This window comes from Clostridium formicaceticum, assembly GCF_001854185.1.
GTDB lineage: Bacteria > Bacillota > Clostridia > Peptostreptococcales > Natronincolaceae > Andreesenella > Andreesenella formicacetica.
Genome location: NZ_CP017603.1, coordinates 3,836,074 through 3,848,356 on the forward strand (window position 1 = coordinate 3,836,074; position 12,283 = coordinate 3,848,356).

Here is a 12,283-nt window from a genome sequence, read left to right on the forward strand (position 1 = left end):
TCCTTCTAAATTTATCATTGTATATAATTATTGATAGCATGCTTTACTGCGCTACCTTTACCATAGCAGGTCTTAAAACCTTACCGTGGATTGTGTAGCCTTTTTGGAATACTTCTATCACTTCATCAGGCTCAGCCTCAGCTTCTTCCTTCATCACTGCATGATGTAGGTTCATATCAAAAGGCTTATGAAGGGCATCAATTTCCTCTATGCCATGGTTTTTCAAAGTGTCCTTCATCTGTCTTAATACCAGCTCTATACCTTCATAAAGGGCATTACCCTTATCACCTTCCCCTTGAGAATCTAAAGCTCTCTCCAGGTTATCAATGCTGCTTAAAAGCTCCAGTGCTAACTTTTCATTAGCATAAAGATAAATGTCACTTTTTTCTTTTTCAACTCTCTTTTTATAGTTTGTAAATTCCGCTTGAAGTCTCAGCATTCTGTCATAATAATCTTTATTCTCTTCTTCCTTTTCTTCAAGCTTCTTTTTCCACATGGCTATCTCATCACCTGTCCTTTGTGTTTCCATTTCCTCTTGCACTGCTTCTAAATCACTATGTACTTCTTCTTGACTTTCTTCCTGCTGGTTTACTGTATTTGCTACAACTTCTTCTGAAGTTCCATTTGCTTTATCCAAAGCTCTTCACCTACCCTTTTAATTCATCTTTTATTTATATAAAAAACAAAGATAGAGTGCAAAATGCTATAGCACTTCGCACTGGTATTTTTATCTATATCTTGTTCTTAACAATTCGTTTATATACTGACTAATTTGATTCATTACCCCAACAACATTGGAATAATCCATTCTAGTAGGCCCAATGACACTCAATCTTCCAACAATTACACCATCAACTTTATAGGTAGCAGTTACTAAGCTACATTCCTTCGCCTCTTGATAAATATTTTCGCTACCAATAGAAATATTGATACCATCTTCTCTTGACGAGGAAATGATGCTGCTGATGGTTTGTTTTTCTTCTAGCATCTTTAAGAAGGATTTTGCTTTAAAGACATCATTAAATTCTGGAAAATTAAAGATATTGGTGGTACCACTTAAAAATAACTCTGCGTCTTCAATGGCTTCTAAGGCGCTAAATATCTTCGGTGCAACAGATTCAATAATGCTATTAAATTCAGAAAGCTCCGTCATTAAAATTTGCAGCATTTGATTTTCAATATCACTGATGGTCATACCTTGAAGCTTTTGATTTAATAAATTCGATACTTTTTCTAGCTGATCGCTATTGATACCTTCCTTTACATTCACTAAAGGATTTTTAATAATACCCGTGTCTGTCACCATAACAGCAATAATGCTTTGTTGATCTATTGGTACCAGTTGAATACGCTTTATTTTATTTTCTTTAATTTGCGGCGTTAAAACCGCCGACGTATAGTTGGTAAGTTGAGAAATAATCTTTGAACTATACTGTAATAATTGCTCCACTTCTCCAAATTTTCTTAGCAGATTGTTTTGAATATTTTTCCTCTGAAGATCTGCAATCATCTTTATTTCCATTAGATTGTCTACATATAGACGATAACCTTTATCAGATGGAATACGGCCTGCGGATGTATGTGGCTGGGTGAGATAGCCTAGTTCTTCCAAATCTGACATTTCGTTTCTAATGGTTGCAGGACTCACACCAAGACTATATTTTTTAGATAAAGTCCTAGAACCCACAGGCTCTGCTGTCTCAATATAATCATGAATGATGGCCTGTAATATTTTAATTTTTCTATTGTTTAAATCCATCATATCACCTCAAATTATTAGCACTCTATTACATTGAGTGCTAATGATTCTGCTTTTAAAATACCACTTCATTTTATATTTGTCAAGACCTTTGACAAAATTTTTATGGAATTTACAATGATCCTTCTCCTACTTAAATTTTAATATTCATAATAGCATCTCTTGGAAAACTAGGTTTGCCAAGTCTATTCCCTTTGGCGTTAGCTTAACGAAATCATCATTATAAGTAATGAGCTGCTGTTTTTTTAATTTTTCTAAAGTTTTGCCATAGATTTGAAGGGGCGTTTGTCTAAAACGCGCTTCAAAGTCCCTCACCGTTACGCCTTCTATCATCCTGAGACCTAAAAACATCGTCTCACTAATTTCATCCCTCCGAGACAATAGGTTTCTTGTTGCCACTGGTTTCTTCTTTTCCCCTATCCTTTTTATATAGCCTTCAATCTCTTGATAATTATGAAACCTTTCTTGTTTAAAATAGGAATGTGCTGCCGCACCAAAACCTAAGTACTGCTGGTTTTTCCAGTAGGTAATATTGTGGTTACAGGGATAATTAGGCTTTGCAAAATTAGAAATCTCATAATGGAGATATCCTCGACTTTTTAGATAGTTGATGGCGTCATGGTACATCTGAAGTTCTACTTCTTCTTGGGGTTTATAGATTTTTCCCTCCTCCAGCCAAGTCTCAAAAAGGGTATCCTCCTCAATGATGAGGCTATAGGCAGAAATATGCGGTATCTCTAAATCTACCACCTTTTTTAATGAATCCTGCCAATTCTTTATACTTTGATTTGGCAGGCTAAACATTAAGTCTACATTTATATTACTAAACCCTACCTTTCTAGCGTCTTCAAGGTTTTTTTCAAAATCTTCGTAGCGGTGAATTCTTCCTAAACCCTCCAAAAGATGATTTTGGCATGCCTGTAATCCCATACTCAATCGATTTATTCCACTGTGATAATAACTTTTCAGTTTCTCTAGGTTGAGTAATCCTGGGTTTGCCTCTATAGAAAATTCTACCTCCCTTGATAATTTGTAGCATTTGTACAAGGTCGATGTAATTTTCTCTAAGTGCTTCCCCTGAAGAACCGATGGCGTACCGCCTCCTATAAAGACGGTTTTTATTTCATAGGCAGCAGCTTCTTCAGCATAAAGTAGAATTTCTTTCTTCAATGCTTTTACATAATCCTCTATGAAATCCTCTTTACCACTGTAAGATGGAAAATCACAATAATAACACTTTTTCTGGCAAAAGGGTATATGGATATATATACTTAAAGGTTCCAAAGTCTAAGCCTCCTTGTGCAGCATGCAGCAGCTTATAAACAAAACTAGTAAACTCGGCTAGGAGATTACTAGTTTATCCTATCAATTGAATTTAACTGTCTAGTTTTAATACCGACATGAAGGCCTTCTGTGGCACTTCTACACTACCAACCTGACGCATTCTTTTCTTACCTTCTTTTTGCTTCTCCAATAACTTTTTCTTTCTAGTAATATCTCCACCATAACATTTCGCCAAAACATCTTTTCTAAGGGCTCTTATAGTCTCTCTAGCAATAATTTTTTGTCCTATAGAAGCTTGGATCGGGATAGGAAATTGATGTCTTGGAATCTCATCCTTTAGTTTTTCACACATTGCTTTTCCCCTTGAATAAGCTTTGCTTTCATGTACAATAAAGGATAAAGCATCTACCTGTTCTGCATTAATTAAAATATCTAACTTTACAAGCTTAGACTCTCTATAACCAACAAATTCATAATCTAAAGAACCGTAACCCTTTGTCTTGGACTTTAAAGCATCAAAGAAGTCGTAAATAACTTCATTCAATGGAAGCTCATAATGAAGAATAACTCTTGTTTCCTCAATATACTCCATGTTTTTCATTTCACCACGACGTTCTTGGCATAATTCCATTACAGTACCTACGTAGGTGTTTGGTACCATGATATTTGCTTTAACAATAGGTTCCTCCATTTTTGCTATCTCTTGAGGTTTTGGAAGATTGGCAGGATTTTGTATCATCACTACTTCCCCATTGGTTTTTGTAATTTTATAAATAACACTTGGAGCGGTGGTCACTAGGTCTAGATTAAATTCTCTTTCTAATCTTTCTTGTATAATCTCCATGTGTAATAAACCTAAGAATCCACATCGGAAACCAAAACCTAAAGCAGCTGAAGTTTCAGGCTCAAAAACTAAAGCAGCATCGTTCACCTGTAGTTTCTCTAGGGCATCTCTTACATCCTCATATTTTTCTCCCTCAGCAGGGTAAATACCGCAATAAACCATAGGCGTAACTTTTCTATAGCCTGGCAGAGGACTTTCTGTAGGATTTGTAGCGTCTGTAATGGTATCACCCACACGGCAGTTTCTTACTTCTTTAATACTAGCAGCTACATAACCAACATCTCCAGCCTTTAATTCTTCCAGTTGAATCGGTCCAGGAGAATATACCCCTACTTCTGTTACTTCAAAACTCTTACTTGTAGCCATCATTTTAATCTTCATACCTTTTTTAAGAGTACCTTCTACGACACGAATATAGGCAATAACACCTTTATAATTATCATAATAGGAATCAAAAATCAATGCCTTTAAAGGTGCTTCTGCCGATCCCGTTGGTGCTGGCACCTTAGCTACAATGGCTTCTAATACATCCGTAATATTGATACCCTCTTTTGCAGAAATCAGTGGTGCATCGTGAGCCTCTAAACCAATAACATCTTCAATTTCCTTCTTAATTTCGTCTGGTCGTGCACTAGGTAAATCAATTTTATTAATTACCGGTACAATCTCCAAGTTTTGTTCTAAGGCTAAATATACATTTGCCAAAGTCTGAGCTTCAGTCCCTTGAGCAGCATCTACCACCAAAATGGCACCTTCACAGGCAGCTAAACTTCTAGAAACCTCATAGGTAAAGTCTACATGCCCTGGTGTATCAATTAAGTTTAAATAATACTCTTCTCCATCCTTAGCCTTATATACTAGTCGAATACTTTGAAGTTTAATGGTAATACCACGTTCTCTTTCTAATTCCATGTTGTCCAATATTTGTTCCTGCATTTCTCTCTCGCTTATTAGACCAGTATACTCTATCAGTCTATCGGCCAAGGTAGATTTTCCATGATCTATATGGGCAATAATGGAGAAATTCCTAATCTTTTTTTGTCTATCGCTTGGCATTTATGTATTCCTCCTTCTACTTCACATATCCATAACTTTATAAATTATATCATACTATTTTTGTCGTTGGTAGTTATTCTGTGTTGTATTTGAAAAAAAATGTCGGGGTATACCGACATTTCCTATTCCTTCCATGAGCCTATGAAACTGTTGTAATATTTTGTGATAGCCTTCTTCTATAAACAAAGTAACTTTATCTATGGATTCGTTTTTAATATAAATGGATTCCCCCACAACATACAGCACCGTATAATTTTCCTGCACATCATAGCCCAATACTTTTGCCTCATCTAAAGCCATCATTTCCCTCAGGGCATAATCCACAGACAATACACCCATAATTAAAAAAACAAAAATCAATGTGAGAATTAGCAGTAATTGTCTTCTTTTCCTTCTATATTTTAACTTTTCTTCTACTCTACTCATCTACATCACCATTGGTATTGTAGACACTTTTTTTATTTTATAAACCTATTCTCTAATATGCTCCAATGCCTCCGCCAACACATTTCCTAAATAACCCGCTGCTCTTTTTGCTTCTTCAATCGTATTAGCATTGCTTCCTACTTCTATTAAAGCAGTATAATCAGTTAAAAATTGATTAAACCTACCATAGGGCTTCACTAGAATAGGCTTGCTAAAATCAGGATATTTACTATCACTGACAGCCTTTATATAAGCAGCAAAGGTTTCTACCTGCGTACGATTAGGGGTTTCTGGACCAATAACAAATTGAAACTTTGTAGTAGTTTCATTATTAACAACTGCCCTATTGCTTGCAATAAGCGCTTCTCTATTTGGACTTGTATCAATATGATCATAACCGTCTCTGTGAATATCAAAGACCACCTTAATCGATGGATTTTCTTTCAATATCTTTTCAGCCGTTTGTAAAGATCTACTGTAAGAGCCACTATAAGAAGGATAATCATGATAAGTGGTATCATGAATAACGTTAAAACCCCTTTTTTCTAATTCCTTTGTAAGAATTTCTCCTATTGCAATCACTGAGTATTCTTTTCTTAAGGTATGATAGTTCCCTTCTGAAGCTGGCTTATAGGACTCTGTGCCATGGGTATGATAAATTAAAACATGAGGTTTTCCTTCCTCAAACTTTATCTTTGCAGGTTTTTCTGCATTGATAGATAGGGCACTGCTATCTAAACTATCTACAATATCCTCTTCACCAACCAGATAGACGCCTTCCCATAATTCTCCTAGATCATCCTTATCATGTTCTCCATCTATATCTTCAGGTAATGTTCCTGTTGCTATAGAACCAATATCTTCTTCTTCCACAAAAAAAATATCTCTTGTTGCATCTCCTGGGGTTTCAGTATTCTCCCTTGCTAGCTGTATATCCTGAGTAAGACTGGCAGGGAATTGAGCTTGTACGAAGGTGACGGGGTTTCTAAAATCAACGTAAAATAGGTTCGATGCAAAAGAAGAATATACTTTTTCAAAATAATTTCTAATACTTATCTTTTCATCAGTATTGCTTATTGGGAATACCTGATGGATAGCATGTACTAAAAATTTATTTTGTGAAGGCAAATTTTTCTCTTGCTCCATCTTTGCTTCTTCTTTCACTGGCATAGACATCTCAGCAAAGGAATTCTTATCTAAAATCATTTTTCCAAAGAAAAATAAAATCCCCAGAATCAATATCAATATAATAATGTTTTGATAATCTCTTAAACCACTTGCTTTTTTCTTCATCAAATTCAGCACCCACCTTTTATCAGTACTATATAGATTAATATGAAAGGTGGGTGGGATTTATGACACCAATAATATGGTTGTCTTTATTTAGTGCAAATATCGATTGACATCTTTTAAATCTATGCCGGGATGTAGGGCTATATTAATAGCGTTGGCTATAATATGGGATAAATTTAATATGATATCGTCTACTTCTTTAGGTGTAACCATTACATTGGCACTGTAGGGCTCTAAAACTTCCTTTATCATCTGGTATTTTTCTTCTTCCTTTAATTCCTGTAACATATTATAAAATTGAGAGCCTACTTTTGCTTGCTTTGCAAAGGCTCCAATAACCAGCTGAATCGTATCATTTGTCAAAGTGGCAGCATCCACCACCGTAGGAACACCGATGGCAATGACTGGTATTCCTAGTGTTTTTTCATCTAAAGCTTGTCTTTTGTTTCCAATTCCTGAACCAGGGTGAATGCCTGTAGTAGATAGTTGTATCGTAGTATTTACCCGTTCCATTTTTCTCGACGCTAAGGCATCTACTGCTACTACTACATCTGGTTTTACGTTTTCTACAATTCCCTTGATAATTTCTCCGGTTTCTATTCCTGTTGTTCCCATTACCCCTGGAGCAATAGCACTTAACTCCGCTAAAGCTTCATCACTTTCTTTATTATAAAATTTAAAAAAATGTCTCGTTACAAATAATTTTGAAACAACTTCAGGGCCTAATGCATCCGGTGTAACATGTACATTGCCTAAACCAACCACCAAAACCTTTAGGTGTTTGTCAACATGGATCAAAGCATTTAGTTCTTTTGCTAGTATTTTGCTTACTTCGTCCTTCAAATCAGCATCTGGTCTTCTAAGAGCTACACATTCTAGTGTAATATATTTCCCCTTAGCTTTACCCATGAGCTTTTCTCCTTCTTCATCAAGAACCTCTACCCTTGTTATCGTAACATTTTCTAGATTTTCTTGGTCTACTGCTACACCTGGAATTTCTTGCTGTTTTTCCTCTTGATATAATTCTCTAACTTCTAGGGCTAAGTCTGTTCTTACTTGAAACATAAGCTCACCTCTTAATATTAGAATTGATATATAATGAATCTAAGTAAATTTTCATCACTTTCTACTCTATATTATTTGATGATTTCAATAAAATTATCTATCTTCTGCACGACTATTTTTGTATAAGAATAATATTTTAAGTCAATAAATGAAATATATTATTTATTTTTATTGCTTTTTATACTGATTTTTGGTAAAATTACTGTGTTAATGACCACACAAGGGGGTGAATCTATTGGCAAATATTAAATCAGCAATGAAAAGAATCAAAGTCATTAAAAAGAAAACAGCTAGAAACAGAATGGTTAAATCTCAACTTAAGACAGCTATCAAGAAATTCGAAGAAGCTCTAACAGCTGGTAATTTTGAAGATGCTAAAGCTAAGTTAAAGTTCGTTGAGAAAAAACTTATGCAAGCTGCTGCAAAAAATGTTATTCACAAATCAAAAGCATCTAGAAAAGTATCTAGACTTGCTACAAAGTTAAACAAAGCTGTTTAATAGCGATGTAAAAAAACCGTGTCTTAAGTTCCTAAATAAACTAAAGCGTACTCATGTACGCTTTTTTATTTTTACTCATTTTATCTGCACATCTCTATAATAAATAACTCTATAGCAATATGATCCTTCATTTTCCCAGACTTTATGGCAAGGTCTACCTGTAGAAAATGGTTTAACAATGCTTCTAATCTCTCAGTACTAAATCCCCTGCATTGGTTTGCACATTTTGTAGCTACATAGGGATGTATCCCTATCTTCCCTGCAATCATTTTTGAAGAATAGCCCTCTTCTAGCAATAATTTCGTTTTCAGGAGATTCCTTACTTGATTACCCAGGGTTACAGCTATCTTTATAACGGGTTCTCCCTTATGAATCATAGCATTAAAACGCTTTATTGCCTCACCCATATGCTTTTTTTCAATAGCATCCAATAGCTTAAAAATATCATTTTGAAAACTTGAACTAAAAATATTCTCTAAATCCGATAAAACCACTGATGCCCTGTCCCCTACAAAGGTAGTTATTTTCTTTATCTCGTTTTCTACATCCAACAAGCTTTGTACAGCAGTTTTTCCTAAGTAATCTATATTTTCTATAAAATATTCTACTTCTTTTATATCTATAGTTTTACCATGCCTTTTCATGGATTTTTGAACCCATTCCCTTAATTCTTTTGCATTCAACCTTTGACAATAAAGAACTGCTCCTTGTTTCTGTATCTCCTTTACAATTTTTTTTCTTGCATCAATGGTAGTGCTACCATAAAAAACCAAAGAAGTCGTTTCCGGTATGTTTGCAATATACGCTGCTAACTTTTTTTCTTCCTCCTCTGAGATGGATTTCTTTTTCCCTTGAAAAGTTTCTAAATCCTTCACTAATACCAATTTTTTTTCCGCCATAAAGGGCAGGGTTTCACAGGCATCAATAAGCTTTTCCAGCGTAAACTCCTTACCCTCTATAGTAAAAAGATTTAAGTCCTCAAAATCCTTACCAACAACCTTTTCCTTTATGGTCTTTATAAATTCTTCTACTAAATAGGTTTCTTCTCCATATATCAAATAGATTTTTTCTATTTCCTTGGCATGCAGTTTTTTAATTGCTTCATTATAATTCATACTTCTTCATTCCTTTTCTATCATCAACTTATTTTGTTTATTGTACCATATCATCAAGTATATGCCAAAAACCATTATATAATAGATTCCTCCATAAAAAACATTCATGTTTTCTACCACTATGGTACTTATTGACCACACACTGACCTTTTCAACAGCCCAGTATATATAATTCAGTATCCAATTAGTGAAAAAATTTAGTAAATAGGCCGCTTCTACTGAAATAAAACTAAGAAATATACTAAAAAAAGCAATATATAATAATGGTCCCAGCATAGGCACAATAAAAATATTAGCAGCTATAGCTACCAAAGATACTTCTTGAAAATGATAGGCTACAATAGGTATAGTACCGATTTGCGCGCAGAGGGTAAGGGCTATTAAGGATTGTAAAAATGTTGGTAATAGCTTTAATAGATCCCCCATCAAAGGATAAAACAATAAAATACTGAGGGTGGCCATGAAGGATAACTGAAAAGAAACAGAAAAAAGATTAAAAGGATTATATAATAACAATAGAAATGCCACCATCGTTAAACTGTTGATGGGATCATACTTTCTCTGCAAAAGGAAGGCAAAAACATAGAGGTAATACATACTGCTGGCCCTTACAATGGATACAGGAAAGTTCACCATATAGCTATAGAAAAATAAAACCGCCATCGTCGTCAACAATATATTTTTTTTATGCAGCTTTAAGAAGTTGAGTAGCTTGTGGGTAAATAGCACAATGATGCCTATATGTAATCCTGATACAGCAATGATATGGGCTGTACCGCTTTTAGAAAAAAATTCTAAAGTTTCCCTCGCTAAATAACCTTGATTGCCAAACATAATACTTTTTAGTAGGTTACTATTGTCAAGTTCAAGAGAAGCATCTAGGAGGTCTTCCATGTATTTTTTGGCTTTATAGCTGCTGCTTAGTATAGAAAAAGATGTTGGTGCTTCTATCCTCTCTAGGTCTTGAGGACCTACCAAAAGAATACTCTTAAATCCCTTTCCTCTTAAATATTTTTGATAACCATCAAGGGTTTTGTCATAAAAGTCTTCTAGGAGAAGAACATTTTTTAGCAAAAGAGGGTCTCCCGGCTGCAAATTTATATCAGAAGCACTTACACTTTTTATTCGAAGTTTAGCCCTCTCTTTTATACTTATTTCTTCCTCCTTCATCATGAGTTTCAGTACCATTATATCATATTCAATATATCCCCTTCCTTCTGTTTTCAAACCCTCCACCTTTCCCTGCAGGGTCATAGATTTTTCCAAATAACCTCTTAGGAGGGTAGTATCTTGCATATGATAGGCCATGATAAAATTTCCCAGTATCACAAAGGAAATACTGACAAACACAGTCAAATACTTATCAAAAAATAGCATGCATAAGAGAAAGATAATTAAAAAACCTATTAATAAACGTCCCCTTAGAAATATCCCAAATAGATACCCCAGCATAATTCCTGTAACAACCGATATACACAAAACAACAAAGGGTCTTCTCATCCCCTTTCCCCCTTAATGTATGTTTTTATAGATAGAAGGATACCTTCTAATTTTTACACATAGCCCAGTTTTATAGATGCTCGCTTCTAAAGTTAAATTTTAAAAATGTAGCCCTTAGTATATTAAAATTTAAGGGCGCACATCTATATAGCTTTAATCGCCTAATTATTCATTTAAGTGTTTCTACTTTTATATTTAACTTCCCCTCCGGACTGATGGAGATAATATCAATATATATATGGGAATAGAATTCATACACATATCCTATAATATTATAATTTTTAATGTCTCCTAACTCAGATATGTATTGCAAATTAACTGCATTTTCATTAAAGCCTCCTATATCATACTGAAATGAAATAGCAGTCTGTGGAGCTATATTAGAGATATTAAAGCCTTCTTTATTAGCGTTTGAAACAAAAACCAAGTCTTTTAAGCACTGATCCGTCTGATTTCTTATCGTAATAGTAGTTCCCTGATCTATAGAAGATAAAAACCTTGTCGCTAATAATATAACTGATATGATTAAAAATAATATTAATACGATTCTTTTTATTGTCATGAATATAAAATTCTCCCTCTTTTATCCTTTAGGCAAAAACCTATTTAAAAATTCTTTTTTGTATTTATTACTTACATAAGCAGCTAAAGCATAGTCTTTAAAATGCACTATCCAGGCGTTTTTTCCATATCTTTCTATTAAGTGGATATTTTGAAAATTAACTATATATGACTTATGAGTTTGCATAAAACTAGAAGATTCTAGTTTTCTTAATGCTCCTTTCATTGAAATATTAGGAATGATGTACTGGTTATTTTTTGTATGAATCATACAGTTTTTTCCCTGAGATTCGATAAACAAAATATCTTTAAGGAAAATTTTTAAGATATAGTTTTTAATTTTAAATCTGACTGCTTGCTCTTTGATATGCCCCTTTGTAACTCCTTTTATTAGACGGTGGGAAATTTTCAATATATCTTCTTGCTTATAGGGTTTTTCTATAAAGTTATAATAATGATATTTTTTTAAGGCTTCAAGCTGGTAATAGACATGAGTAATAACAAACACAATATAGGTTAATTCATATTGAGATATAGAACGAATCTTCTCTGCGATTTCTACTACTGACATATCAGGGAGTTCAATATCTAAGAAGAATAATTCGATTGTTTCTTGCTCTAATATTCTTATTGCTTGTCCTCCAGTGGCGGCTTCAAATATTTTTATATCTCTATTTGAGGCCTTAAGCATTCTAACTAAGGTACTTCTTTCAAACTGGTCATCTTCAACTACAAGAATATTCATCATTGTAATTCTCCTATCCTATGCTTCGCTAAATATTGATATATTTTTAACAACTTCAAATCCTAATAAAACATTAACATAATGTAATGCTAATTTAAATAGAAGGTCGATGAAGTGTTAAAATAATCGACGAAAT

12 protein-coding genes are annotated in these 12,283 nt (G+C 34.0%); 1 reads left to right on the forward strand and 11 read right to left on the reverse strand.

The window, feature by feature from the left end; all coding sequences use genetic code 11:
* Positions 1 to 43 precede the first annotated feature (43 nt).
* The 7 genes from grpE to gpr form a co-directional block, all read right to left on the reverse strand.
* Positions 44 to 637, reverse strand: a complete 594-nt coding sequence (grpE, locus tag BJL90_RS17940) for a nucleotide exchange factor GrpE (protein ID WP_070971274.1) — start codon at positions 635 to 637, stop codon at positions 44 to 46.
* A 90-nt stretch (positions 638 to 727) separates the two neighbouring features.
* Positions 728 to 1,759 (reverse strand): heat-inducible transcriptional repressor HrcA, encoded by a 1,032-nt coding sequence (gene hrcA / locus BJL90_RS17945; RefSeq protein WP_070971277.1) that lies wholly within the window; start codon positions 1,757 to 1,759, stop codon positions 728 to 730.
* A gap of 147 nt (positions 1,760 to 1,906) precedes the next feature.
* Complete coding sequence (gene hemW, locus BJL90_RS17950) at positions 1,907 to 3,043, reverse strand: radical SAM family heme chaperone HemW (protein WP_070971282.1); 1,137 nt, start codon at positions 3,041 to 3,043, stop codon at positions 1,907 to 1,909.
* Between the two features lie 91 nt (positions 3,044 to 3,134).
* On the reverse strand, positions 3,135 to 4,943 hold the full coding sequence (gene lepA / locus BJL90_RS17955; RefSeq protein WP_070971284.1) for a translation elongation factor 4: 1,809 nt from the start codon (positions 4,941 to 4,943) through the stop codon (positions 3,135 to 3,137).
* A gap of 54 nt (positions 4,944 to 4,997) precedes the next feature.
* A complete protein-coding gene (locus BJL90_RS17960; RefSeq protein ID WP_070971288.1) occupies positions 4,998 to 5,369 on the reverse strand; it encodes a hypothetical protein in 372 nt (123 codons plus the stop codon).
* A 45-nt stretch (positions 5,370 to 5,414) separates the two neighbouring features.
* Positions 5,415 to 6,662, reverse strand: a complete 1,248-nt coding sequence (gene spoIIP / locus BJL90_RS17965) for a stage II sporulation protein P (RefSeq protein ID WP_070971291.1) — start codon at positions 6,660 to 6,662, stop codon at positions 5,415 to 5,417.
* 90 nt (positions 6,663 to 6,752) lie between these two features.
* On the reverse strand, positions 6,753 to 7,727 hold the full coding sequence (gpr, locus tag BJL90_RS17970) for a GPR endopeptidase (protein WP_070971294.1): 975 nt from the start codon (positions 7,725 to 7,727) through the stop codon (positions 6,753 to 6,755).
* 226 nt (positions 7,728 to 7,953) lie between these two features.
* Here gpr and rpsT point away from each other — a divergent pair, with 226 nt between their 5' ends.
* A complete protein-coding gene (gene rpsT / locus BJL90_RS17975) occupies positions 7,954 to 8,226 on the forward strand; it encodes a 30S ribosomal protein S20 (protein WP_472234821.1) in 273 nt (90 codons plus the stop codon).
* An 80-nt stretch (positions 8,227 to 8,306) separates the two neighbouring features.
* Here the strand turns inward: rpsT and holA are convergent, their stop codons facing one another.
* The 4 genes from holA to BJL90_RS17995 all read right to left on the reverse strand — a co-directional run bounded on the left by holA (position 8,307) and on the right by BJL90_RS17995 (position 12,150).
* Positions 8,307 to 9,341 (reverse strand): DNA polymerase III subunit delta, encoded by a 1,035-nt coding sequence (gene holA / locus BJL90_RS17980; protein ID WP_070971300.1) that lies wholly within the window; start codon positions 9,339 to 9,341, stop codon positions 8,307 to 8,309.
* 6 nt (positions 9,342 to 9,347) lie between these two features.
* A complete protein-coding gene (locus BJL90_RS17985) occupies positions 9,348 to 10,841 on the reverse strand; it encodes a ComEC/Rec2 family competence protein (protein WP_070971302.1) in 1,494 nt (497 codons plus the stop codon).
* Positions 10,842 to 11,010: 169 nt separating this feature from the next.
* Positions 11,011 to 11,403, reverse strand: coding sequence for a hypothetical protein (locus tag BJL90_RS17990; protein WP_070971306.1), 393 nt, complete (start codon positions 11,401 to 11,403; stop codon positions 11,011 to 11,013).
* Between the two features lie 21 nt (positions 11,404 to 11,424).
* Positions 11,425 to 12,150 carry a LytR/AlgR family response regulator transcription factor gene (locus tag BJL90_RS17995; RefSeq protein WP_070971309.1) on the reverse strand — a complete coding sequence of 242 codons (726 nt, stop codon included), beginning with the start codon at positions 12,148 to 12,150 and terminating at the stop codon, positions 11,425 to 11,427.
* Between the last annotated feature and the right edge of the window lie 133 nt (positions 12,151 to 12,283).